The sequence below is a fragment of the Microbacterium istanbulense genome (assembly GCF_037204145.1).
Taxonomy (GTDB): domain Bacteria; phylum Actinomycetota; class Actinomycetes; order Actinomycetales; family Microbacteriaceae; genus Microbacterium; species Microbacterium istanbulense.
Genome location: NZ_JBBDGN010000001.1, coordinates 296,746 through 320,832 on the forward strand (window position 1 = coordinate 296,746; position 24,087 = coordinate 320,832).

General features: G+C 69.3%; 27 protein-coding genes. 8 read left to right on the forward strand and 19 right to left on the reverse strand.

Going from position 1 to position 24,087, the window contains the following annotated elements; all coding sequences use genetic code 11:
- Positions 1-36: 36 nt before the first annotated feature.
- The 3 genes from WDU93_RS01455 to WDU93_RS01465 are packed head-to-tail and all read right to left on the reverse strand — an operon-like array spanning position 37 to position 3,454.
- Positions 37-1,701, reverse strand: a complete 1,665-nt coding sequence (locus WDU93_RS01455; protein ID WP_337316620.1) for a cytochrome b/b6 domain-containing protein — start codon at positions 1,699-1,701, stop codon at positions 37-39.
- 6 nt (positions 1,702-1,707) lie between these two features.
- The gene (locus WDU93_RS01460; RefSeq protein ID WP_337316622.1) at positions 1,708-2,676 is read right to left on the reverse strand and encodes an electron transfer flavoprotein subunit alpha/FixB family protein; all 969 of its coding nucleotides are present in this window, start codon (positions 2,674-2,676) and stop codon (positions 1,708-1,710) included.
- 1 nt (position 2,677) lies between these two features.
- Positions 2,678-3,454, reverse strand: a complete 777-nt coding sequence (locus tag WDU93_RS01465) for an electron transfer flavoprotein subunit beta/FixA family protein (RefSeq protein ID WP_337316624.1) — start codon at positions 3,452-3,454, stop codon at positions 2,678-2,680.
- Positions 3,455-3,568: 114 nt separating this feature from the next.
- Here WDU93_RS01465 and WDU93_RS01470 point away from each other — a divergent pair, with 114 nt between their 5' ends.
- Entirely contained in the window at positions 3,569-4,105 is a 537-nt protein-coding gene (locus WDU93_RS01470) for a MarR family winged helix-turn-helix transcriptional regulator (protein WP_337316626.1), read from the forward strand.
- A gap of 205 nt (positions 4,106-4,310) precedes the next feature.
- Positions 4,311-4,754: a YdeI/OmpD-associated family protein gene (locus tag WDU93_RS01475; protein WP_337316628.1), complete on the forward strand. Its 444-nt coding sequence runs from the start codon at positions 4,311-4,313 to the stop codon at positions 4,752-4,754.
- A 260-nt stretch (positions 4,755-5,014) separates the two neighbouring features.
- On the opposite strand, the gene WDU93_RS01480 is transcribed toward WDU93_RS01475, so the two are convergent.
- From WDU93_RS01480 to WDU93_RS01505, 6 genes are all read right to left on the reverse strand, one after another.
- The gene (locus tag WDU93_RS01480) at positions 5,015-5,464 is read right to left on the reverse strand and encodes a putative immunity protein (protein ID WP_337316629.1); all 450 of its coding nucleotides are present in this window, start codon (positions 5,462-5,464) and stop codon (positions 5,015-5,017) included.
- Complete coding sequence (locus tag WDU93_RS01485; protein ID WP_337316631.1) at positions 5,461-6,237, reverse strand: enoyl-CoA hydratase-related protein; 777 nt, start codon at positions 6,235-6,237, stop codon at positions 5,461-5,463. The genes WDU93_RS01480 and WDU93_RS01485 overlap by 4 nt, the downstream gene beginning before the upstream one ends.
- 224 nt (positions 6,238-6,461) lie before the next feature.
- Positions 6,462-7,349 carry a 3-hydroxyisobutyrate dehydrogenase gene (gene mmsB, locus WDU93_RS01490; protein WP_337316633.1) on the reverse strand — a complete coding sequence of 296 codons (888 nt, stop codon included), beginning with the start codon at positions 7,347-7,349 and terminating at the stop codon, positions 6,462-6,464.
- A complete protein-coding gene (locus WDU93_RS01495) occupies positions 7,346-8,560 on the reverse strand; it encodes an acyl-CoA dehydrogenase family protein (protein WP_337316635.1) in 1,215 nt (404 codons plus the stop codon). The genes mmsB and WDU93_RS01495 overlap by 4 nt, the downstream gene beginning before the upstream one ends.
- A gap of 29 nt (positions 8,561-8,589) precedes the next feature.
- Positions 8,590-10,110 (reverse strand): CoA-acylating methylmalonate-semialdehyde dehydrogenase, encoded by a 1,521-nt coding sequence (locus WDU93_RS01500; protein ID WP_337316637.1) that lies wholly within the window; start codon positions 10,108-10,110, stop codon positions 8,590-8,592.
- A gap of 289 nt (positions 10,111-10,399) precedes the next feature.
- Positions 10,400-11,578: a thiolase family protein gene (locus WDU93_RS01505; protein ID WP_337316638.1), complete on the reverse strand. Its 1,179-nt coding sequence runs from the start codon at positions 11,576-11,578 to the stop codon at positions 10,400-10,402.
- A 122-nt stretch (positions 11,579-11,700) separates the two neighbouring features.
- Between WDU93_RS01505 and WDU93_RS01510 the strand changes: the two genes are divergently transcribed.
- Positions 11,701-12,288 (forward strand): antibiotic biosynthesis monooxygenase, encoded by a 588-nt coding sequence (locus tag WDU93_RS01510; protein ID WP_337316640.1) that lies wholly within the window; start codon positions 11,701-11,703, stop codon positions 12,286-12,288.
- Positions 12,289-12,309: 21 nt separating this feature from the next.
- Here WDU93_RS01510 and WDU93_RS01515 read toward each other — a convergent pair whose 3' ends face one another.
- The 9 genes from WDU93_RS01515 to WDU93_RS01555 form a co-directional block, all read right to left on the reverse strand.
- Positions 12,310-13,440, reverse strand: a complete 1,131-nt coding sequence (locus WDU93_RS01515; RefSeq protein WP_337316642.1) for a bifunctional 2-methylcitrate synthase/citrate synthase — start codon at positions 13,438-13,440, stop codon at positions 12,310-12,312.
- 2 nt (positions 13,441-13,442) lie between these two features.
- Positions 13,443-14,345: a methylisocitrate lyase gene (prpB, locus tag WDU93_RS01520; protein WP_337316644.1), complete on the reverse strand. Its 903-nt coding sequence runs from the start codon at positions 14,343-14,345 to the stop codon at positions 13,443-13,445.
- Between the two features lie 10 nt (positions 14,346-14,355).
- The gene (locus WDU93_RS01525) at positions 14,356-15,888 is read right to left on the reverse strand and encodes an MmgE/PrpD family protein (RefSeq protein ID WP_337316646.1); all 1,533 of its coding nucleotides are present in this window, start codon (positions 15,886-15,888) and stop codon (positions 14,356-14,358) included.
- Complete coding sequence (locus WDU93_RS01530) at positions 15,885-16,565, reverse strand: GntR family transcriptional regulator (protein ID WP_337316648.1); 681 nt, start codon at positions 16,563-16,565, stop codon at positions 15,885-15,887. Before WDU93_RS01530 ends, WDU93_RS01525 begins: the two co-directional genes overlap by 4 nt.
- An 83-nt stretch (positions 16,566-16,648) precedes the next feature.
- Entirely contained in the window at positions 16,649-17,491 is an 843-nt protein-coding gene (locus WDU93_RS01535; protein ID WP_337316650.1) for a hypothetical protein, read from the reverse strand.
- Positions 17,488-18,048 (reverse strand): hypothetical protein, encoded by a 561-nt coding sequence (locus tag WDU93_RS01540; RefSeq protein ID WP_337316652.1) that lies wholly within the window; start codon positions 18,046-18,048, stop codon positions 17,488-17,490. Before WDU93_RS01540 ends, WDU93_RS01535 begins: the two co-directional genes overlap by 4 nt.
- Entirely contained in the window at positions 18,041-18,649 is a 609-nt protein-coding gene (locus WDU93_RS01545; RefSeq protein WP_337316654.1) for a hypothetical protein, read from the reverse strand. The genes WDU93_RS01540 and WDU93_RS01545 overlap by 8 nt, the downstream gene beginning before the upstream one ends.
- 53 nt (positions 18,650-18,702) lie before the next feature.
- On the reverse strand, positions 18,703-19,914 hold the full coding sequence (locus WDU93_RS01550; RefSeq protein WP_337316656.1) for a hypothetical protein: 1,212 nt from the start codon (positions 19,912-19,914) through the stop codon (positions 18,703-18,705).
- Entirely contained in the window at positions 19,911-20,219 is a 309-nt protein-coding gene (locus tag WDU93_RS01555) for a hypothetical protein (RefSeq protein WP_337316658.1), read from the reverse strand. The genes WDU93_RS01550 and WDU93_RS01555 overlap by 4 nt, the downstream gene beginning before the upstream one ends.
- 147 nt (positions 20,220-20,366) lie before the next feature.
- On the opposite strand from WDU93_RS01555, the gene WDU93_RS01560 reads away from it, so the two are divergent.
- Positions 20,367-20,714, forward strand: a complete 348-nt coding sequence (locus WDU93_RS01560) for a PadR family transcriptional regulator (protein WP_337316660.1) — start codon at positions 20,367-20,369, stop codon at positions 20,712-20,714.
- A 1-nt stretch (position 20,715) separates the two neighbouring features.
- On the forward strand, positions 20,716-21,084 hold the full coding sequence (locus WDU93_RS01565; protein WP_337316662.1) for a DUF1048 domain-containing protein: 369 nt from the start codon (positions 20,716-20,718) through the stop codon (positions 21,082-21,084).
- An 82-nt stretch (positions 21,085-21,166) separates the two neighbouring features.
- Here WDU93_RS01565 and WDU93_RS01570 read toward each other — a convergent pair whose 3' ends face one another.
- Positions 21,167-22,135: an EamA family transporter gene (locus WDU93_RS01570; RefSeq protein WP_337316664.1), complete on the reverse strand. Its 969-nt coding sequence runs from the start codon at positions 22,133-22,135 to the stop codon at positions 21,167-21,169.
- Positions 22,136-22,183: 48 nt separating this feature from the next.
- On the opposite strand from WDU93_RS01570, the gene WDU93_RS01575 reads away from it, so the two are divergent.
- The 3 genes from WDU93_RS01575 to WDU93_RS01585 all read left to right on the forward strand — a co-directional run bounded on the left by WDU93_RS01575 (position 22,184) and on the right by WDU93_RS01585 (position 24,078).
- Positions 22,184-22,720, forward strand: coding sequence for a CGNR zinc finger domain-containing protein (locus WDU93_RS01575; RefSeq protein WP_337316666.1), 537 nt, complete (start codon positions 22,184-22,186; stop codon positions 22,718-22,720).
- A 210-nt stretch (positions 22,721-22,930) separates the two neighbouring features.
- Positions 22,931-23,479 (forward strand): alternate-type signal peptide domain-containing protein, encoded by a 549-nt coding sequence (locus WDU93_RS01580; protein ID WP_337316668.1) that lies wholly within the window; start codon positions 22,931-22,933, stop codon positions 23,477-23,479.
- A gap of 14 nt (positions 23,480-23,493) precedes the next feature.
- A complete protein-coding gene (locus WDU93_RS01585; RefSeq protein ID WP_337316670.1) occupies positions 23,494-24,078 on the forward strand; it encodes a signal peptidase I in 585 nt (194 codons plus the stop codon).
- Positions 24,079-24,087 lie beyond the last annotated feature (9 nt).

Here is a 24,087-nt window from a genome sequence, read left to right on the forward strand (position 1 = left end):
ACAGCGAAGAGTGGGACATGCTGCCCCGCCCGGGTCTCAGCGGGCGGTGACCTGACCGAAGAGCTTCGCGATCGGGGCGATCACGAGCGGGCGGGCGGCCCACCAGCCGATCGCGATCACGACGAGGGATGCCACGAACACCCAGAACCCGGTCCAGCCGAGCACATCGGTCGAGGCATACATGTGGCCGAGGTTCGCGAGGAATCCGGTGAACACCACCAGGGCGACGTGCACGATGATGAACGCCACGAAGTAGAGCATCACCGGGAAGTGCACGGCCCGCGCCCACTCGATCGGGTACGCCTTCGACAGGCGCTCCGCCTTCTTCGGCCACAGCCCCGACATCCGGAAACCGGTGACGATCGCCAGCGGGGCGGCGAGGAAGACCGTCGCGAAGTACGCCAGCTGCTGCAGGCTGTTGTAGTTGTTCCAGCCGTTCTCGTGCGGCCAGTCCAGCGACACATACTGCAGGCCGGCCGAGATCGCGTTGGGGATGACCTCCCAGCTCGTCGGCACGATGCGCGCCCAGTGTCCGGTCGCGAACAGCAGCACGACGAAGATCACGCCGTTGATGATCCACAGCAGATCGAGCGCCTGGTGGAACCACAGCGTGAGGCTGATCTTGCCCTTGGCGTTGCCCTTCGGCGTCCAGAACGCCGTCGGACGCTTCTCGCTGCGCACGCGCAGACCGGAACGGATGATGAGGATCATCAGGAACATGTTGAAGAAGTGCTGCCAGCCGATCCAGGGCGCAAAGCCCGGCTCGACGTGCACGGCCGGCTCGTACTCGCCCGGGTAGGCCAGCAGGAAGTCCTGCAGTGCGGGCATGCTGAGCAGTGCGCGCACGAGGGCGACGACGGCGACCGCGATGACGCCCAGGCTCGCCGCGGCGAACAGACCGGCGATGCCCTGCACCCAGGTGGGGCGGGGGCGACCGGTCTGCTGGTCTCCGGCAGGCGGGTCGTGGCGCGGCGCGGTGCCGTTCCAGACCGTGCGGCGGAACGGCAGCGGCGTCGAGACGTCAGGACCCGGCCGCGAGACGACGGTCGTGCCGACGAGTTCCTCGGTGACCGCTCCCGCGGCATCCTCGACGACGATCGCGGCCGCGACCACCTCGGTCACCTCGGCCGGTGCGTTCGCCGATCCCGGAATGCCTTCGGCGGGGGCGGATGCGGCAGCCACGACCCCGGCCGGCGGCCACGGCTCGCCGCCATCGACGCGCGGGAGCCCGCGACGCAGCACGGCGCCGCCGCTGGCCAGTGCGGCGGGGACGGCGGATGCTGCCGGGGCGGAGACCTGGGCGGGTGCAGCGGCCGGAGCGGCCTCGACCGTCGCGGCAACAGCAGGCGCGGGCGCCTCGGCAGCGGCAGCGGCAGGACGGATGCTGTCGCTCGGCGGCCACGGGTCTCCCCCGGCCACCCGCGGCAGACCACGGCGCAACGACGACGCCGCCGCAGCGGCGGGCGCCGCGACCTGGGCCGGCGCGGCGGGCGTGGGCTGCGTGACGGATGCCGGCTCGGCCGGAGCCGTTGCTGCGGGGGCAACCGACTCACGAGCCGTGGTCGCCGGCGCGACAGCATCCGGGATGACCGCCTCGGCGACCTCGATCGTGACACCCTCGGGCCAGGGCTCGCCCCCGCGCACGCGCGGCAGGCCGCGGCGCACCGTGCGTGGTTCCCGAGCGTGGGGAGCGGCGGCCATCAGCGCTTACTTCTTCCGCGCGTCGAGCGCCTCGATGAGCTGCGGCACGACGGTGAACACGTCGCCGACGATGCCGAAGTCGGCGACGTCGAAGATCGGCGCGTCACCGTCCTTGTTGATCGCGACGATCGTCTTCGCCGTCTGCATACCGGCCCGGTGCTGGATTGCGCCCGAGATGCCGAGGGCGATGTACAGCTGCGGCGAGACGGAGACACCGGTCTGCCCGACCTGGTGGGCATAAGGGATGTAGCCGGCGTCGACCGCGGCACGGGAGGCGCCGACAGCGGCGCCGAGAGCATCGGCCAGCTGCTCGACGAGCGCGAACTGCTCCTTGGAGCCCAGCCCGCGGCCACCCGAGACGACGCGGGCGGCGCCGCGCAGCTCCGGCCGCGAAGAGGTCTTCTCGACCGCGGCGATCGCGCCGGCCGTCGCGGCGGCCGCACCCGATGCCGCGACCTCCAGAGCTTCGGTGACGAGCGGAGCCGCCTCGGCGCGGGCATCCACCGCACCCTGACGCACCGTGATGACCGGCGCACCGAAGGTGGGCGCCGAATCGGTGAGGTACGAACCGCCGTAGACGGAGTGGTGTGCGAGCACGCCCTCGTCGTCACGGCTGACGCCGATCGCGTCGACCGAGACGGCGAGCTTCTCCCGCACGGCCAGACGCCCGGCGACATCGCGGCCGACGATCGAGTTCGACACGAGCACGGCATCCGGTCGCACCTGGCGGTACGCGGCCTGCAGGGCGTCGACGAGGGGCACCGTCAGCGCACCGGCGTCGCCGGCGGCCGTCAGCACGACCTGAGCGCCGGCCGCGACAGCTGCCTCGGCAGCAGCATCCGACCCGCCCACGACCAGCGCAACAGGCGCGCCCACGGTCGAGGCGGCGCCGATCAGCGCGGCGGTCGACGAGGCGGCGTCGCCGGCGGGGTCGACGTCGACGAGCACGAGGATCGGGTTCTCGGGGTAGCCCATGTCACACCAGCCTGTTCTGCGCGAGGAACTCGACGAGCTGGGCGGCGGCATCGCCCTCGTCGGTGATCTTGACTCCGGCGGCCCGCGGCGGCTTCTCGGCCACCGTGGTCATCACCGTGTAGGCGGTGGTCGCCGGGTCGACGGTGACGCCGAGGTCGGCGAGGGTGAGCACCTCGAGGGGCTTCTTCTTCGCCGCCATGATGCCCTTGAAGTTGGGGAAGCGGGCCTCGGGGAGGGCCTCGGTGATGGAGATGACGGCGGGGAGCGACGCGGTGATGTCTTGCGTGCCGGCATCCGAGGTGCGCGTGCCGGTGATCTGGCCGTCGCCGATCTCGACGGCGCTGAGCGCAGTGGCCTGCGTGTAGCCCAGGTGCTCGGCGAGCATCGCCGGGATCATGCCGGCGGATCCGTCAGTGGAGAGGTTGCCGGTGATGACCAGGTCGGGCTCGCCCCGGCGGATGGCCGCGGCCAACACCTCGGCGGTGAGCCCCAGGTCGGCTCCGCGCAGCTGTTCGTCGGCGACGTGCACGGCGGAACCGGCACCGATCGCCAGGGCCTTGCGCACCGAGGCGGTCGATGACACCGGCGCCATCGACAGCACGACGACCTCAGTGCCGGCGTTCTTGTCGGCGTAGGACAGCGCCGTCTCGAGCGCCCGCTCGGTGATCTCATCGAGCACGACCTCGCCCGCACCGCGGTCGGCCAGGCCCGTCTGCAGATCGAGCTTGCGGTCACCGTAGGTGTCGGGGACTTCCTTCACCAGGACGTAGATCTTCATCGACATCTCCTCACGCCGTCTTGATTCTATCCAGGAGACGGTGAGACTGAGTCTCCGGTGCGCCGAACCTGCGATTCGCCGGGTTCGCGGGGTCGCTGGCGGTAGCGTAGACGCATGGCGTCGCCCCGTCCCCTGCCGATCGATCCGCTTGCCGAAGCCAAGCGGCAGTGGCTCGCGCACGGGTGGACGGATGCCGCGGACGGCATGGCGGTGGTCACCTCGGTGATGCGCGCCCAGCAGTTGCTGCTGGGACGAGTGGATGCCGCCCTGCGCCCGTTCGGCCTGTCGTTCGCGCGCTACGAGCTGCTGCGTCTGCTCGGTTTCAGCCGGTCAGGGCGGTTGCCACTGTCGAGTGTGGTGGCCCGCCTGCAGGTGCATGCGACGAGCGTGACCAGCACGGCTGAGCGGCTGGTGCGTGACGGGTATGTGATCCGCGAGCCGCATCCGCACGACGGCAGGGCCGCGATGCTCGTGCTCACGACGGCGGGCCGCACCCTGGTCGATCAGGCCACGGCGGCGCTGAACACCGAGGTGTTCACGGATCCGGGCATGAGTGCGGGGGATGCCGCCGAGCTCGTCGGCATCGTCGCGCGGATGCGCAAGAAGGCCGGCGATTTCGCCGATCCGCGGCCCCAGCCCGATCCGCTCTGATGCGCGGCTTGGGTCCCTGAGCCTGTCGAAGGGCCCTGGGTCCCTGAGCCCGTCGAAGGGCCCCTGGGTCCTGAGCCTGTCGAAGGGACCGCCGCGAGGATCGAGACCCGGGTAGTGCGCCGAAACCCGTGCTCACGACACCGGTCTCGACGCAGAACACCGGCTTCGAGACCGGATGCCGGTCTCGGCGCAGTAGTGTCAGCGCATGACTGAACTGCGCCTGCACACCACCCTCGAACCTATGGGCCCCGCCGGAGCGATCGTGCTGACCGATGAGCAGGTGCAAGCCCTGAGCACCGCGAAGGCCTTCCCTGTCGAGGTCGAGATCGGCGAGCGCACAGGACGGCTGCGCCTGGCACGCATGGGCGGCAAGAACCTCATCGGGTTCAGCAAGGCCGCCCGCGCCGAGATGGGCATCGAGCTCGGTGCGTCGTTCGACGTCGTCATCCGGCCGGATGCTGCCGAGCGGACGGTCGAGGTGCCCGAGGCGCTCTCGGCGGCGCTGGCCGCCGACTCCGACGCCCAGGCAGCGTTTGACGCGCTCTCGTACTCCCGACGCAAGGAGATCGCCCGCTCGATCGCGGAGGCGAAGCAGGATGCCACGCGCGAGCGTCGCCTGGCCAAGGCGCTGGAGGAGCTACGCGGCTGACCACCCTTCGACAGGCTCAGGGACCGCCCTTCGACAGGCTCAGGGACCGCCCTTCGACAGGCTCAGGGACCACCCTTCGACAAGCTCAGGGACCACCCTTCGACAAGCTCAGGGACCGCCCTTCGACACGCTCAGGGACCACCCTTCGACACGCTCAGGGACCACCCTTCGACAAGCTCAGGGACCACCCTTCGACAGGCTCAGGGACCGCCCTTCGACTCGGTCGCCTGCGGCGGCCTCGCTCAGGGACCACCGCCGGGTCAGTCTCCGTCGTAGACGTAGTGGTCGAAGCGGGCGGGCACCTGCATGCGCTGCCAGGCCAGTTCCTCGTCGCGGCGCGAGCGGTCACCGGGGAACGCCTTGGCCGTGTAGCGGGGCACCTGGCGGGCGTGTCCTGCCATGTGTGCGACGGCGGCCGCCTGGCCGCACACCCTGGCCGCGGCGATCGCCGACGGATCCTCCGCCGCGCGGGCCGCGGCATGGCAGGCGAATGCACGCTCGCGCACGTCACCGATGCCGAGCTCGCCGCGCATGAACGCCTGAGCAGCATCCAACGCCGCGCGCGGCCGCAGGTCATCCGGCCGCTCGGCGAGGAACAGCGGCAGGAGCCGCTCGGCGCACGCGACCGTCCATTCGACCAACTCCCGACGGTCTGCCTCCGGCAGAGTCAGGTCAGCATCGTCGGGCAGCACGTCGGTCATGGTGCTCATCGGTGCACGAAGTGGGGAGGGCGCTTCTCACGGAAAGCAGCCATCCCCTCCTTCTGGTCTGCGGTGTCGAACAGTTCGGCAAAGGCCACCTTCTCGGCGGCCAGTCCCTCGGCCAGAGGGGTCTCCATCGCGGCATCCAGCGTCGCCTTCGCGGCGTACACCGAGGGCAGCGACTTCGAGGCGATCGTCTCGGCGAGCGCGGTGGCCTCTGCGAGCAGGTCGGCGGCGGGCACGACGCGCGAGACCAGGCCGATGCGCTCCGCCTCGTCGGCACCGATGATGCGGCCAGAGAGCACCAGCTCGGCAGCCTTGTAGTAACCGACCGCGCGGATGAGACGCTGCGTTCCGCCCATCCCCGGAATCACCCCGAGGTTGATTTCGGGCTGGCCGAACTTCGCGCTGTCGGCGGAGAGGATGATGTCGCACATCATCGCCAGCTCGCATCCACCGCCCAGCGCATACCCGGCGACCGCAGCGATCACGGGCGTGCGCACGGCGGCGAATTCGCGCCACGCGCCGAAGTGGTCGGTGCTGAGCATCTCGGCGGAGGTCATGCCCTCCATCTCTTTGATGTCGGCTCCCGCGGCGAAGGCCTTCTCGGATCCGGTCACGACGATCGCGCCGACGCCCTCATCGACGTCGAAGGCGGATGCCGCAGCCGCGACCTCGTCTGCGACCTGGCCGTTCAAGGCGTTCAGCGCCTGCGGACGGTTCAGGGTGATCCACCCCACGCGCCCGCGCTGTTCGACGAGGATCGTCTCGTACTCCGTCATCGTTCCCCCTTCGGCCGCGACTATGCGACCTCTTCAGTATCTCAGCCCTCACCGACACCACTCCCCGTTTCTCCACACCCCACCCACCTCACCCACCGCCGGGTTTGGGGCGGATTCTCGCGTTCGGGGCGCACCAGCACCGCCCCAAGCGCAGGAATCCGCCCCAAACCCGGCAAGAGAGGAAGAGAGGAAGAGAGGAAGAGAGGAGGGAGGGAGGGTGGGGGCTAGACGGTGCCGGCGCGGATGTCGGCGATGATGCCCGAGAAGTCACGGGCGGCCCCGTCGCCGGCGGCGAACGCGGCGTACAACTCCTGCGCCAGGCGGCCCATCTTCGCGTCGGTGTCGGTCTGCTCGATCGCCTGCAGCGCGAGCCCGAGGTCCTTGGCCATCAGGGCCCCGGCGAAACCGGGCTGGTAGTCGCGATTGGCGGGACTCGTGGGCACAGGCCCCGGCACCGGACAGTTCGTCGTGATCGACCAGCACTGGCCGGATGCCTGCGACACGACGTCGAACAGGGCCTGATGCTCGAGCCCGAGGCGCTCCCCGAGCACGAAGGCCTCGGCGACAGCGATCTGCGACACCGCCAGCACCATGTTGTTGCACACCTTCGCGGCCTGACCGAGACCGGGCCCTCCGCAGTGCACGATGCGCTTGCCCATGGCTTCTAGCAGCGGCAGGGCGGCCTCGAAGTCAGCATCCGCACCCCCGACCATGAACGCGAGCGTGCCGTTCTCCGCCCCGACGACACCACCCGAGACGGGCGCGTCGATATTGCGATGGCCCGCCGCGATCGCCAGTTCGTGCGCGGTCCGCGCCTCATCGACGGCGATCGTCGACGACTCGATGAACAGCGTGCCCGGCGCCGCGGCGGCGAGCAGTTCATCCTGGTAGGCGGCGATGACGTGGCGTCCGGCCGGGAACATGGTGATCACGACCTCGGCCTCGCGGACGGCATCCGCTCCGCTCGCCGCGACCGGGATGCCCGCCGCCTGCGCGGCCGCAACAGCAGCCGGCACGAGGTCGAAGCCGTGCACCTCGTGCCCGGCGCGCACGAGGTTGCGGGCCATGGGCAGGCCCATGTGGCCGAGGCCGAGGAAGGCGATGCGGGTCATGATGCGCTCCGCATCGAGGCCGACCCGGCGGGTCGCAGCATCTCTCGTCCGACGATGAGTCGCATGATCTCGTTCGTCCCTTCCAGGATCTGGTGCACCCGCAGGTCGCGGACCACCTTCTCAATCCCGTAGTCCTGCAGGTACCCGTAGCCGCCGTGCAGCTGCAGCGCGCGGTTGGCGACATCAAAGCCGGCATCCGTGGCGAAGCGCTTGGCCATGGCGCAGCGCATCGTGGCATCCGGCGCCTTCTCGTCGACCGCCTGCGCCCCGTCGCGCACCATGAGGCGCGCAGCCTGCAGGTCGGTGCGCATGTCGGCGATCGTGAACAGGATCGACTGCTTCTCCGCGAGCGGCTCACCGAAGGCGACACGCTCGTGCACGTAGCGCACGGCCTGGTCGAGCGCCCACTGGGCACCGCCGATCGAGCATGCCGCGATGTTCAACCGGCCGCCGTTGAGCGCCGACATCGCGATGGCGAAGCCCTGGCCCTCCGAGCCGAGCATGGCGGATGCCGGCACCCGCACACCGTCGAGAATCACCTGACGGGTGGGCTGCGCATGCCAGCCCATCTTCTTCTCCGGCACGCCGAAGCTCAGCCCCGCCGCGTCGCCGGGAACGAGGAACGTCGAGACGCCCTTCGCTCCTCCGCCCACGCCGGTGCCGTCGACGCCGGTGCGCGCCATGACGACGTACACGCCCGCCTCGCCGGCTCCCGAGATGAACTGCTTCACGCCGGTGAGCACGTACTCGTCGCCGTCGCGCACCGCACTGGTCGCCAGTGCTGCGGCATCCGATCCTGCTCCCGGCTCGGTCAGGCAGTACCCGCCGAACGCGGCCATCATCGTCAGGTCGGGCAGCCACCGCTCGCGCTGAGCCTCGGTGCCGTAGGTGTCGATCATCCACGCGACCATGTTGTGGATGGAGATGTAGGCGGCGACCGCGGGATCGGCCTGCGCAAGCACCTCGAAGATCGCGACGGTGTCCACGCGGGACAGCCCGGTGCCGCCTTCGTCCTCGCGCACGTAGATGCCGCCGAGACCGAGCTCACCGGCTCGCTCCAGGGACTCGCGGGGGAAGAGGTGCTTCTCGTCGCGCTCGAGCGCGTACGGGGCCAGCTCGGCGTCGGCGAAGTCGCGGACCGCGCTGAGGATCGCCTCGCGCTCCTCGGCCGAGACGCTGGTGACGGGGGTGACGGGGGTGACTCTGGTCATCGGAGTTCTCGTTTTCCTTGTGGGAAGGGTCAGTGCATGGTGGGGATGACGAAGCTGGCACCCTCACTGGGTGCCTGAGCCTGCCGAAGGGTGCCTGAGGGCCAGCGGCTCGTCACGGTCTTCGTCTTCGTGTAGAAGCGGAACGCGTCGGCGCCGTGCTGGTTCAGGTCGCCGAAGCCGCTCTTCTTCCAGCCGCCGAACGTGTAGTACGCAATCGGCACGGGAATCGGCACGTTGACACCGACCATGCCAACCTGCACCCGGGTGATGAAGTCGCGGGCGGTGTCGCCGTCGCGGGTGAAGATCGCGACGCCGTTGCCGTACTCGTGATCGGATGCCATCGCCAGGGCCTCTTCGTAGTCGGCGGCGCGGGCGATCACGAGCACCGGACCGAAGATCTCCTCGCGGTAGATCGCCATGTCGGTGGTGACGTGGTCGAACAGGGTCGGGCCGAGGTAGAAGCCCTCTTCGTGGCCGGGCACGGTGAAGCCACGACCGTCCGCGAGCAGCACGGCGCCTTCGTCGACGCCCTGCTGGATATAGCCCTCGACGCGCTCGACCGCCGCGCGACTGACCAGTGGGCCGTAGTCGACGTCGTCGGCGAGCGACGGGCCGACCCGCAGCTGGGCCACCCGCTCACTGAGCTTGGCTGCGAGGGCATCCGCCGTCTCCTGCCCGACGGGCACGGCGACCGAGATCGCCATGCAGCGCTCGCCGGCCGAACCGTAGCCCGAGCCGATGAGCGCGTCGGCGACGCCGTCGAGGTCGGCGTCGGGCATGACGATCATATGGTTCTTCGCGCCGCCGAAGCACTGCGCGCGCTTGCCGTGCGCGGCCGCGGTCGAGTAGATGTACTCGGCGATGGGGGTGGATCCGACGAAGCCGACGGCGCGGATGCGGTCGTCGGTGAGCAGCGTGTCGACGGCCTCCTTATCGCCGTGCACGACGTTGAGCACGCCGGCCGGGAGCCCTGCCTCGATGAATAGCTCGGCCAGGCGCACCGGCACGGAGGGGTCTCGTTCGCTGGGCTTGAGCACCACGGCGTTGCCGGCGGCGAGCGCGGGCCCGGCCTTCCAGAGCGGGATCATGGCCGGGAAGTTGAACGGGGTGATCGCGGCGACGACGCCGAGCGGCTGCCGCAGCGAGTACACGTCGATGTCGGATCCGACGCCGGTGGAGAACTCGCCCTTGAGCAGGTGCGGTGCCCCGATGCAGAACTCGATGACCTCGATGCCGCGCTGGATGTCGCCCTTGGCGTCGTCGAAGGTCTTGCCGTGCTCGCGGGAGAGCAGACGTGCGAGGTCGTCCATGTCGCGGTGCACCAGGTCGACGAACCGCAGGAGCACACGCGCGCGCTTCTGCGGGTTGGTCGCCGCCCAGCCGGGCTGCGCCTCTTCGGCGACGTCGATGACGGCGCGCACCTCATCGGCTGTGGCGAGCGGCACGCGGGCCTGCACGGCTCCGGTGCTGGGGTCGAAGACATCCGCGAGTCGTCCGCCGGTGGGTTCCACCGGCGATCCGCCTACGAAATGGGGGACGATACGAGTCATTGTGTGACGCTCCTCTGTGCCTCCTTTGGCACAGTGACAAGGGTAATCGGGAATGCGACGATTTACTAGGGAGTCCTAGTAAATCGTCGTCGCGTTCCGATCAACAGTTTTCGGCATCCGTTCACCTGCTGGCCACCTGCGCCCCGTAGAACGGATGACGCGGGGAGACACGACCGGAAAACGGGCAGTCGTCAGGGGCCTCCGCAGGGTGCCGAGCCGGGCTCGCATCCCTCAGACCCCCGCCGAATCGGGTCGGCGGGGGTCTCTCTCTTCGCAGGGCGGATGCCGCTCAGAGCCGCTCGATGATGAGGGCGTTCGCCATGCCACCGCCCTCGCACATGGTCTGCAGGCCATAGCGGCCACCCGTCTCCTCGAGGTGCGTCAACAGGGTGCCGAGCAAGCGCGTGCCGGACGAGCCGAGCGCATGCCCCAGCGCGATCGCACCACCGCGCGGGTTGAGGCGTTCGGGATCGGCATCCAGGTCGTGCTGCCAGGCCAGCGGCACGGCGGCGAACGCTTCGTTGACCTCGTAGGCATCCATGTCGTCGATCGAGAGTCCGGCGCGAGAGAGGACCCGGCGTGTGGCGGGGATGGGGCCGGTGAGCATGAGCAGCGGATCGGAGCCGACGACGTCCATGGCCACGATGCGGGCACGCGGGGTGAGTCCGAGCGCCTCGGCGCGGGCGGCGCTCATGATCAGCGCCGCCGAGGCGCCATCGCTCAGCGGCGACGAGTTGCCGGGGGTGATCCGCCAGTCGAGTTCGGGAAAGCGCTCGGCGAGCGCGTCCGTGCGGAAGGATGCCGGCAGCCCGGCCAGCTTCTCGGCGGTGGTCCCCGCCCGCACGGTCTCATCGACCCGCGCCTCCGGCGCTTCGGCGACAGAAACGACCGTGCGGTCGAAGAAGCCGGCACCCCAGGCATCCGCCGCTCTCGCGTGCGACCGCGCGGCGTACGCGTCGAGGTCGTCGCGCGAGAGGTTCCAGCGCTGGGCGATGAGTTCGGCCGACACCCCCTGATTGACCAGGCCCTCCGGGTAGCGGGCGCGCATGCGCGGCGACATCGGTGAGGCGCCCGCCAGCGACGAGCCCAGCGGCACCCGACTCATCGACTCCACTCCCCCGGCGATCACGATGTCGTAGGCGCCGGCGGCGATGCCCTGCGCGGCAGCGTGCACGGCCTGCTGGCTCGAACCGCACTGCCGGTCGATGGTCGTGCCGGGCACGCCCTCGTCGAAGCCGGCCGCGAGAACGGCCTGGCGGGCGATGTTCATCGACTGCTCGCCGATCTGACTGACGCAGCCCCACAGCACATCCTCGATCTGCGTCGAGTCGAGGCCGTTGCGCTGCAGGATCTGCCGCAGCACGCCCGCTGCCAGGTCGACCGGATGCACCTCCGAGAGCATCCCGCCTGGTTTGCCCCGGCCGACGGGGGTGCGGATGACATCGACGATCACAGCTTCGTTGCTCATGCACCCGATTCTGCCCCGACCTGTCGCATCCGGGGCCCCTTCTGCTGATCTACACTCGTAGGCGGCCATCCGCCGCCCACCCCCCATCAGCTCAGACCCGAGCGCTGTATCGAGGACCCACCATGTCCGAATCCATCACCGTTTCCATTCGCCGCGAGGTCGACCCCGCGCGCATCGCCGAAGCCACCGCCTGGGTGCAGACCGGCGTGAACATGGCCCAGCGCCACCCCGGGTTCCTGGGGTCAGGGTGGGTGCGCGCCGGTGAGGACTCGAACGTCTGGCACATGCTCTACCGCTTCGCGAGCGAGGCCGACCTGGTCGCCTGGGAGCAGTCGCCGGAGCGCGAGTGGTGGCTGTCGATGGGTGAGGGCTTCGTGCGCAGCGAGCGCACCAAGCGGCGCAGCGGCATCGAGGGGTGGTTCGACGAGCCGACCACCGGCACGATCACCATCCCCAACCCCGACGGTGAGGGCACCACGAACGTCGCCGTCGTGCACACGCCGCCGCGCTGGAAGCAGGCCGTGTCGATCTGGCTCGGCTTCTTCCCGGTGAACCTCGCGTTCGCCTACGCCATCTCCCCCGTGCCCGGCTGGGATGCCGTGCCGCTGTGGCTGCGCACGCTCGGCACGACCGTGGTGCTCACGCCGATCATGACCTACTGGGTGCTGCCGTGGGTCACCCGAATGATCCGCCCCTGGCTCAACCGCTGAGACGTCGGGCGGTGCCGCCCGTCAGCCCTGCACGTGCCGCTCTTCGGGGCCGACATACGCCGACAGCGGGCGGATCAGCGCGTTCGCGCCGGCCTGCTCGATCACATGCGCCGTCCACCCGGTCACCCGGGCCGCCACGAACAGCGGCGTGAAGGTGAGGGTGTCGAAGCCGATGAGGTTGTAGGCCGGACCAGACGGGTAGTCGAGGTTCGGGTAGATGCCCTTGCGCGCGACGAACTCGCTCTCGAGCGCGTCGTACAGCGCGGCGACATCAGGCCGGTCGTAGTGGTCGACGAGAGTGTCGAGCGCGGCCTTCATGGTCGGCACACGCGAGTCGCCGCTCTTGTAGACGCGGTGACCGAAGCCCATGATCTTGCGCTTCTCGGCGAGTGCGGCATCCAGCCACGACACGACGTTCGACGCCTCACCGATCTCGTCGAAGATGTGCAGCACGGCCTCGTTCGCGCCACCGTGCAGTGGGCCCTTCAGCGCGCCGACCGCACCGACAACGGCCGAATACAGGTCACTGAGGGTCGAGGTGATCACACGGGCGGTGAACGTGGAGGCATTGAAGGAGTGCTCCGCGTACAGGATCATCGAGCGGTTGAACGCGTCGACAACGACGGCATCCGGCTCTTCGCCGAAGGTCATCCAGAGGAAGTTCGCCGAGTAGTCCAGGTCGTCGCGCGGGGCGATGAGCTCCTGACCGCGACGACGACGCTGCCCGTACGCGACGATCGCCGGAAGGGCGGCGAAGAGGCGGATGCTGCGCGTGAGGTTCTCCTCGGGGCTCGCGGTGTCGAGCACCGAAGAACCCGCCGCCGTGTCGCTCGCACCGATCACGCTGACGGCGGTGCGCACCTCGTCCATGGGGTGCGCGTCGAGCGGGATGAGGTCGATCGCGGCCTTGACGTTGTCGGCCAGGGCGCGGTGGGCGCGCTCGGTCTCGCGGAAGGATGCCAGCTGCGCGGCATCCGGCAGCTCACCGTTCCACAGCAGATAGGCGACGGCCTCGAACGGCTGGGTGGCCGCCAGCTCCTGCACGGGGTAACCGCGGTAGAGCAGCGAGTTCGTCTCGGGGTTCACCTTCGAGATCGCCGTCGTGTCGACGACGACCCCGGCCAGGCCCTTACGGATGTCGGGATCGGTCATACTCACTCCTTGTCAATCGTGAAGGTGAAGACGCCGGAGTCGAAGTGGTTGTACGACTCGTAGTCGATCAGATCGTAGAGGTCGGCGCGGTGCTGCATCTCGCCGAGCTTCGAGGTGAGGTGCCCCTCGTCGTTCAGAGTATCGAGTGCACGGCCCGCCGCGCCCATCGCGATGCGCAGCAGGGAGACCGGCCAGATCACCATCTTCACGCCCGCGTCGCACAGCTGGTCGACCGAGAAGAGGTCGCTCTTACCGAACTCGGTCATGTTCGCCAGGATCGGCACGTCCAGCGCGTTCGCGACCGCCTCGAACTCGGCCACGCTGGCCATCGCCTCGGGGAAGATCGCATCGGCACCCGCATCCACCAGCGCCTTGGCGCGATCGATCGCGGCATCCAAGCCCTCCACCGCCCGAATGTCGGTGCGCGCCATGAGGAGGAAGTTCGGGTCCCGCCGGGCGTCGGCGGCGGCGCGGATGCGCTTGATCGCGGTGTCCTCGTCGACGACGCTCTTGCCGTCGAGATGTCCGCAGCGCTTGGGGTTGACCTGGTCTTCGATGTGCAGACCGGCCAGGCCCGCGTCTTCGATCTCCTGCACGGTACGGGCGACGTTCATCGGCTCACCGAAGCCGGTGTCGGCGTCGACGATCGCCGGCAGGTCGGTCATCCGCGCGATCTGCTTGGCACGTCCGGCGACCTCGGTGAGCGTGGTCAGCCCGATGTCGGGCAGCCCGAGGTCGGCCGACAGCACGGCCCCCGAGATGTAGACGCCCTCGAAGCCCTTCTGTTCGATGAGCCGGGCGCTGAGCGGATTGAACGCACCGGGGAACCGCAGCAGCTCACCGCTGGCGAGCCGCTCGCGGAATAGCCGCCGCTTCTCGGCGGGGGTGACGGTGGAGTAGAGCATGGGCGGCTCCTCAGAACAGGCCTGGGCGGGCGGCGGCGTCGGTGGATGCCAGCACCCCGGGCGCCGCGATGATCGACAGCTCTTCGACCTCGGCGGCGGTGAGCTCGGGCAGGCGCTGGACGAGCGTGAGGAAGCGCTCGATCTCGGCGGGCTCGAGCACGGGTTCGGCCAGGATGCGGAACTTACGGATGTAGTCCTCGCGGGCGAAGGGCCGCGCACCGAGCGGGTGGGCGTCGGCGACCGCGATCTCGTCGGTGACGGTGGTGCCGTCGGCGAGGGTGATCTCCACCCGGCCGCCGAAGGCCTTCTCCGCCGGATCGGTGGAGTGGTAGCGACGGGTCCACTCCGCATCCTCCGCGGTGGTGACCTTGTGCCACAGCGCGACGGTGTCGGGGCGGGCGGCGCGCTCGGGCGCGTAGGAGTCGACGTGATGCCAGGCGCCGTCCTGCAGGGCGACGGTGAAGATGTACGGCACGGAGTGGTCGAGGGTCTCCCGCGACGCGGTGGGGTCGTACTTCTGGGGGTCGTTCGCGCCCGAACCGATCACGTTGTGGGTGTGGTGACTGGTGTGCAGCACGATCGAGACGATGTTCTCGGGGTCGCGCAGGGCCGGGTTCTCGGTGCCGAGGCGGCGGGCGAGGTCGATGATCGCCTGCGCCTGGTACTCGGCCGAGTGCTCCTTGGTGTAGGTGTCGAGGATGCCGCGCTTGGCCTCGCCGGCGGCGGGCAGCGGCACGTCGTACGAGGCATCCTTGCCGTCGAGCATCCACGCGATCACGCCGTCTTCACCTTCATAGATCGGCGAGGGCGAGGTCTGTCCGCGCATGGCGCGGTCGACGGCCTCGACCGCCATCTTGCCGGCGAACGCGGGGGCGTGCGCCTTCCACGTCGAGATCTCGCCCTTGCGGCTCTGCCGTGTGGCGGTGGTGGTGTGCAGCGCCTGGCCGACCGCCTGGTAGATGGTCTCGACGTCGAGGTCGAGCAGAGTGCCGATGCCGGCCGCGGCCGACGGGCCGAGGTGGGCGACGTGGTCGATCTTGTGCTTGTGCAGGCTGATCGCCTTGACCAGGTCGACCTGGATCTCGTATCCGGTGGCGATGCCGCGCACCAGCGCCTGGCCATCCTTGCCGGTGTGCTGGGCGACGGCGAGAATCGCAGGGATGTTGTCGCCGGGGTGCGAGTACTCGGCGGCGAGGAAGGTGTCGTGGTAGTCGAGTTCGCGCACGGCCACGCCGTTCGCCCAGGCCGCCCATTCGGGGCTGGTGCGCTCGTCGAGCGGGGCGCCGAAGACGGTCGCACCCTGTCCTCCGCGGGAGACGGGGTGGCTGAAGGCCTGCCCGCGGGCGGCGACGATGGGGGCGCGGGTGAGGGATGCCGCTGCGACCGACGCGTTGTCGATGATGCGGTTGATGATCATCTCCACGACCTCGGGCTCCACGGCCACGGGGTCGGCGGCGACCTCGGCGATCTTCCATGCGAGCTGCTCCTCGCGGGGCAGCGGCTCGGAGCTCGGGTAGACGCGGACGTGGTGGCTGACGGTCATGAGGAGTGTCCTTCGCTGTCGGTCGGGAGGTCGGTGAGGGAGTCGAGGATGCTGTCCAGCGCGTTATGCAGGTGCACATGGGTGGCGTGGGCGGCGAGGTCGGCGTCGCCGGATGCCAGGGCACGGGCGATCAGTCGGTGTTCGGCGGCGGATGCCGCGAGTCGCTCGGGCTTGTCGCGGGCCATGCGCCGCACACGCACGAGGTGCGTGCGCACGGTACGCAAGGCAGAGGCGATGTAGTCGTTGCCGACCGCGGCATCCAGTTCGGCGTCGAGCCGGGCGATGAGCGCGTAGTAGGCGTCACGGCCGGCAGCATCCTGCAGGTCGACGACGGCGAACTGGTCGGCGAGAGCGGCGAAGACGCTGCGGTCGCCGCGTGCGGCGGCCAGACGCGCGGACGTCTCTTCCAGCGCCCGGCGAATCTCGAACAACGCACGGATGTCGGCGGCGTCGAGGTCAGCGACCACGGTGACGCGGGGCGACTGCTGCACGACGAGGCCCTCGGCGGCGAGGCGGCGCAAGGCCTCACGCAGGGGGGTGCGGCTGATCCCGAGGCGCGCGGCCTGCTCTACCTCGGCGAGCACGAACCCGGCCGGAAGCGCGCCCGACTGTATGCCGTCGAGCAGTTCCGCGTACGCGCGATCACTTGCAGTGAGGCGTTCCGCGGCGATGCTCATGCCCTCAGTGTATACATAATCGACTCGGCGCTGCACCTCATCCGGCAGAATGACCCTTTAGGTATGCATTCAACCCGCCAGGCTCACGCTCCTTGCTGCGCGTGGGGATTCCAGGTGGACAGCTGTGCGGCGATGATCACGCCCCCGGCCGGCGTCCCCTGCGGGACGGGTTCGAAGACGAGACCTTCGTCGGCGAGATCAGCCAGCGTCACCGTCCGCAGCGACACGATGCGATCCTGATCGGCCTTGCTCAGCTGCGCCAGGACCTCTGACTGCAGCCGCTGGCCGATCGCATCCACTTCGGGCTGCATCTGCTCCGTCGCGATGTTGATCGCATTGTCGATCGCCACTCGCTCCTCCGGCTTCATCGCGCGCACGCTGAACACCACGACCACGCCCGCGACGGCGATCGCGGCGCCGGACAGCACGAACGGTGTGGCGGCGTTCGCCGGCCGCGAGAGCTGGAACGCGGTCGCGGCGAGCAGGGTGACGGCGACGGCGATCTGCATCCGGATCGCCGCCCAGTTCAACGGACGTGGCCCCGCGACGAGCAGAGCCAGGAGGTCTGCGGCCGCGGCCGTGATCACGAGAGCGATGAGGATGCCCACCGTCTGCGTGGGGTCGGTGCGAAATCCACTCGCGACGCCGGCCGCGAAAGCGCCCACCAAGACGGCGGCGAACAGCACGAACGTCAACCACCCGCCGTGCGGGCTCCGAGCGCCGTATCGCGCACGCATCCTCTGACGACAGGTGCGCCATGCCTGCGTCGCCGCATTCCCCGCATCCGTCCAGAGCGCGAGGCCGAGATCACGATGCCCGACCTCGGCGAAGACCACCCGTTCGACCTCCTTGGGGTCGACGTGTGCACGGTTCGGTGGAAGGGCAGAACGCACCCGCGCAGCCTGTGCTGCGTGCTCGTCCGTCACCGTGCATCCTCTTCGACGCCAAAGGTCGCGATGACCTGTTCGGCCAGCACCTGCACCACGGCCGCGGCCAGCGGCGGCAACGATGACAGCGTCGCCACCACGCACCGGCCATCGACCGACATGACGTACACGCTCGAGACCGTCTGCGGCAGGGCCACCTGATCGTCGCCGCCCGCGTCCTGCTCGTCAAGAATCGTGACCCGCCACCCGCGCACACCGTCGAGGTCGAAGGGCAACGCCTCGGCCGGCCACGGCGAGGCCACGAGCGACTCGGCCACCCCGACCGCGCCCGCCGCGGTCTCTGGCGCCGGGACACCATCGAGTGCGGCAATACCGAGCATGGCGTACAGCTCGGCCGGCGGGTCGCACAGCAGCAAGACCTGGCTGAGTTCTGTGTCGAGCCTGGCGCGCAGGGCAAGTGCGGATGCCCCGGCGACGGCCTCGCGCGCGGCCTCTGGAGCGGCCGCGATCTGCCGCTCGTACCAGGCGGCTGCGTCGCTGAGGCCCGGCACGACCTGCCACACCGCAGGGTTCGGCGCCATCACCAGCTCAGCCACGTCGCCACCTGACACTGGCCACGATCGCGTCGCACAGGAGCGCCATGGCTTGCTCGCCTTCGTCGGGCACAACCGCGTCGTCAACGCCGCGCAGGATCTGCGAGCGGAACATGAGCCCCACGGCCGGGTGTCCCGGAACCGGGAGCAGGTAGCCGGAGCCGGTGATCTGCACCTCGCCGCCCTCGATGGTCGCCTTCTCATCCATCGCCCACCGCAGGATCGTCCCACCCGCGTCGAGTGCGGCCGCGCCGCGATGCGCGATGAGTCCGGCCCCGAGATCCTGCAGCGACCCGCCGGCCGGCGCACGCAACCACGAGGCGACAAGGCTGACCGGGATGTAGTCCTCGGGCGCGACAGCGGCGGGCGCGAACATGCGCACCACGTCGGCGCGCGCCGCCTCGGCACGCGCCGTTGCCAGCATCTCCTCGATCCGGGAGCGCAGTACGGCACGTCGGTCGGCGGGAAGCTGATCCAGCGTCGCGTCGAGTTTCGGGCGCATGGTGCTGAACGAGGCATCCGTCGCCTCCCACCCAGCCGGCAGCAGCACGGCGAACGCAGGCATCCCTCCCGCCGCGTCGATGAGTTCGGCGCGCAATGACATGTCAGTCTCCCCGTGTGCCGGTGGCGGATGCCGTGAACGTCGAGCCTAACGGGCTACGCGAACTTCTCATTCGCGTCCTTGAGGATGCCGACGACATCGGTGTACACGTCGACCGTTCCGCCGAGCGCCTCCGCGAGGTTTGTCGGGTTCCCGGCGAGCGCGCGCCAGCCGTCGGCCCAGCCACCCACCCACTTGTTGCCCTGTGCGAGGAAGCTCGGTGTGTAGAGCATGCGCATGAGGTTCTGCGAGTTCAGGCCGTGCGCACCGTCGAAGATTCCCGGAACCTTGCCGCGCACGAAGTCATCAAGCTTGCCGCTGTACTGCGCGAAGTCGTCCCCGGCGATCCGGAACACCGCGGCGATCTTCGGGAACTTGCCGGGGTTGACGAAGGTGGCGAACTTCGCGAGCTTGCCGAAAGGGATGATGCCGACGGCGGCGAGCGCGACACTGCCCCAGTCGCCTCGACCCGCGCTGAGCTTCGCCAGCTCGCCCAGCAGGCTGAGCACGCCGGCGACGGCTGCGAGAACTCCGGCGAGCAGTGCCAGCGGGCCGGTGACGAAGAAGGCCACGACCAGCAGGGCGATGCCGACGTACATCAGCACCACGAGCATGCCCTCGACGAAGGGCATCGTGTTGTCCCAGAAGCCGTCCGAGACACCGTCCTCGTTCACTTTCTCGAGACCGTCGCATGCGCGGTCGTAGGCGTTCTCCCAGGTCTCTGCCGGGGCGTCATAGGCGCTCCAGTAGTACTCCCAGTTCTCGACGGCCGTGTCGAAGGCCGACTGCTCCGCCGCTGTCGTGGGCGCCGTGCCCGTCTGTTCGATGTCCTGACGCTCGTTGCGCTCCCATTCCTCCAGGTCGGAGGATGCTCCGCTGAGCGCCTGGGATGCCGAACGCACGTCTTCCCAGGTGCGCTCCGCGCCGCTGACCCGCCAGCCGGTGCTCGACTGCGCCGTGCTCAACGCGTGCCCATACGCGGCGAGCGCCTCGCCGCTGGGCAGGTAGCGATCAGCGGCCGTGGCGAGGTCGGCGTGCACTTCTTTCGCCTGATCGCGAATGGCTTCGAACGACTTTCCTTTGCCGACGGTTCCGTCCGCGAAGAGCTGCAGTGTGCGTGCCGCGCGCGCCATTTTCTCGCCGAGGCGCTCGATGTCGGCTGCGTGCCGGATGATCGCGTCGGGATTCCCAGCGATCTCGCGCACCTCGCGCCCGCCCGGAGTGTTCGGCATCGTCTCGCGGGAGTACAGATACGAGTTCTCGGTCATTGCTTCGGCTCCAGGCTGCGGGCAAGCTCCAGGTCGGCTTCCTGCCACCCCTCGCGCGCATCGTCGATGCGCTTCTTCATCTCTTCGAGGTCCTGCCGCAGCGTCTCGCGCTTGTCATCCCACGCTGACTCGAACTCATCTGCTGCCCTGCTCAGCCGGGAATCTCCCATCGGGCGGTCGATCGCATCGACCAGTCCGCCGGTGCGCGAGCCCGCCCCCGCCTCGTCGAACTCCGCGATGATGACGCGCAGAGACTCGCTCAGCTCGCTCATCGATTGCAGCGGGATGTCTACCCCATCCGTCATGCGCGATCCCCTCCTTCGGCCCTGCCGGTCAGCCTAGACGCCAGCCGAAAAGCCGGCGATGGGGAGAAAGACCCACCCCTTGCATTCTCAGTACTCAGCGTTACTATGTACTGGTAGTCATTGTCACTGAGTACTGAGGGGGTCCGTATGGGCAGACAGATGACCGAGATGCTCAAAGGCACGCTCGAGGGCATCGTGCTGGCACTGCTGGTGGGCGCGCCGGCCTACGGCTACGAGATCACCGCGCAGCTGCGTGAGCGCGGCTTCACCGAGATCGCGGAGGGCACCGTGTACGCCCTGCTCGTACGGATCGAGCAGAAGGGCCTCGTCGACGTCGAGAAGGTGCCGAGTGAGAAGGGGCCGCCGCGCAAGGTGTACTCACTGAACGCCCAGGGCCGGGTCGAGCTCGCCGAGTTCTGGAAGACCTGGGGCTTCCTCGCCGACCGCATCGGCGAACTGCACACCACAGACACCACCACCGAAGGAGAGAACTGACATGGCCGCCAAGTGGATCGAGGCCCTCACCGGCTCACTCGAGCAGAAGAAGCAGTACCGCGAGGCGAAGGCGCGCCTGGACGCGCTGCCCGAGCCGTACCTCACCGCCGCCAAGGCCGTCACCCGCTACCTCACGTACTACGGCGGGGTGACCGACGGCGAGACGACCGTGCATATGTTCGTCGACATCACCGACCTGTGGGAGCGCGCGGCCGTGGACGGCACCCCGATCGCCGGGATCGTGGGCGATGACCCGGTGGAGTTCGCCGAGACGTTCGCGCAGGCTTACGGCGGAAGCCGCTGGATCGACAAGGAGCGCGCCCGCCTCATCCAGGCCGTGGATGAGGCGACATCGAAGGAGCGACGATGAGCGGCATCCGTCTCCGCGGCATCGAGAAGCCCTTCCGCGATCTGCCCGCGCTGCGCGGCGTCGACCCAGGCACTGACCGCCGCTAGCCGATGCGAGCCGCGGGCACCGGTTCCACCACCGGATCCGCTGCCTGTGCGGGTTCGCCCAGCTTGACCAGCACGACGCCGGCCAGCACGAGCACTCCTCCGATCGCCTGCACGGCGTTCGGCAGCTGCCCGAGCAGCAGCCAGCCGAACAGCAGCGCGGCGACGACTTCCGCGAGTGCGACGAACGACGCCAGGCGGGAGCCCAGCATCCGCGTCGAAGCGATGCCGAGTGTGTAGGCGACGGCCGTGGCGATGACGCCCATCGCGAGCACGGGCACGAACCACGGCACGGTGCCGAAACGGTAGGCGACGTCGGCGGTCGTCCACGCCATCGGAAGGATGCCGGTGAGCCCGGCGACGGTGAAGCCCAGAGCCCCGAGCAGGAGGCCGAGGCCGGCAAGAGCGATCGGCGGCAGGCCGGTGTCGCTCCGGCCGGAGAGCACGAAGTAGGTGGCGGCGCCGATCATGGCGCCGAGCGCCCAGAGGATGCCCCCGAGGTCGACCCGGGCACCGGTGAGGATGTCGAGCATGAGCACGAGTCCGACGAAGGCGATGGCCGCGCCGAGGATGCTGCGCCCGGTCGGCTTCTCGCCCCGGCGCATCCACAACCACAGCACCACGGCGACCGGGGCCGTGTACTCGATGAGCAGCGCCAGGCCGACGTCCATCACCGCGACCGCCTGGAAGTAGAACAGCTGGGTGGCAGCCACGGCGAGCAGCCCGTAGACGGCGATCATGCCGAGGTTGCGGCGTACGAGACCCCACCGGCCGCGGAGCGCGATCAACGTCGGGACGAGCAGCACGAGTGCGGCGACCCAGACGCGGGCGGTGACGGCGGCGCCGGGCGTCCACCCTGCGTCGATGAGTCCGCGAGCCCAGGCGCCTGACATGCCGAACGAGAACGCGGCGGCGAGCGCGACGAGCAGCCCGGCACCGACCCGCGAATGCGGCCTGTCATGAGTCATAGCATCCATTACCGATGACACTAAGGCGCGGCAATGTAAGATGTCAACATGATCTTCACCAGTGACACGGAGGAGGCACTGACCTCGTCAGTCGCGCTCGCGAACACCGCCGAGGATCCCGACTCCCTCGCCACCCGCGCAGATCTCGATGCCTTCCTCCTGGCGCACCCCTATAGCGGGCGCCTCGACCGCGACGATGCCGAGCTCACGGCGCTGCGCGCTCTGCGGCCACGCCTGCGAGCAATGCTGCTCGCGCCGCGCGATGAGATGGCAACGCATGTCAACAGTGCGCTGGCCGACAGTGAGATCCAGCCCCGACTGGCGCGCCACGACGGCCTGGACTGGCACCTGCACGCGGTGACGGATGACCGCCCGCTCGCCGAGAGGATCCTCATCGAGACCGCGATGGCGCTTGTCGACGTGATCCGCATCGACGAGGGCAGCCGCCTCAGCGTGTGCGCCGACGCCGACTGCGAGGCGATCGCCCTCGACCTCTCCCGCAACCGCTCCAAGCGCTACTGCTCCACCACATGTGCGAACCGCAACGCCGTGGCCGCGTATCGGGCGCGTCGCGCGCAGGCCTGATCGCCGCGTCGCGCGCGTACCTGATGGCTCAGCGTCCCTGACGCCCTTCCCCTGTCCAGTATTCCGATATGCAGGAATTCTGGTTACACTTCGACTCGGGATACGGAGATCTGCCTCCGTGCTTGCGTGACCGGTATGGGAGCCGCACGCAGAGTCCGCGTCGTCATGCGCAGATCGATGTGTGTGCGCGCGAAAAATGGGAGGTCAGACATGAAGAAGTCAACCAAGGGCGCCATCGCCGCAGCCGCGGCCGCAGTCCTGCTGCTCGGCGGCGGCACCACGCTCGCCTACTGGACCGCGAGCGTCGACATCGCCGGCGGCACCATCACCGCGGGTGAACTCAAGCTGACCCCCGGCACCTGCACCGACTGGACCTACGCCGGTGGCACCGCCAACTCTGGCACGGTGACCAACTGGGTTCCCGGCGACGTGGTCACGAAGTCCTGCGACTACACCATCGTCGCCAAGGGCGACAACCTCGCCGCCAAGCTCACCGCGCCCGCCACCCTGACCCTCAATGGCACGGCACCGGCCACGGGCCAGGCGACCGTGGACACCACGTACACGGTCGGTACCGCGGCCATCGTGGACGGCGAGCTCGTCACCGACGGCGACGACGGCAAGAAGCTGACGGCGACGTTCACGGTCACCTTCCCGTACGGGGATGCGACGGCGATCAACGCCAACGCGACGCAGTCGTGGGCCGCGACCCTGAACAACCTCAACGTCACCCTGACGCAGCAGAACCCCAACCCGTGATCTGACGGGGTCTGATGCGCGCGGTCCTGACCTTCGTCGGTCGAACCCTGGCGTGGCTCGTGATCCTGGGGGCGGTCGCCGTCCTGCTGGTCGCCGTCGTGGTGCCCCGCGTGGCTGGCGCCACCCCCTACACGGTGCTCACCGGTTCGATGGCTCCGGCGTACCCGCCGGGGACGCTGGTGGTGGTCCGCCCTGTCGATCCGGGCGATCTGCAGATCGGTGACGTCGTCACCGTGCAGCTCGAGTCGGGCAAGGACACGGTCGTCACCCACCGCATCTCGGCGATCTCCTACGAGCTCGACGGCGATGTGGTGTTCGAGACCAAGGGCGACGCGAACGCCACCCCCGACGCAGAACTGCGCCTTCCGGTGCAGATCCGTGGCGAGGTCTGGTACGCGGTGCCGTACCTCGGCTATGTCTCGACCGCGCTCACGGGCGGACAGCGCCAATGGATCGTGACCGCGATCGCCGTGGGACTCATCGGGTACGCCGCATGGATGTTCTTCTCCGCCTGGCGCGGACGCCGCTCCGCACAGCCCGACGACGACGCGTCGCCCAGCGAACGTCAGAGTGAGCTGTCACCCCCGCGTTCACCCTGACGCACACCT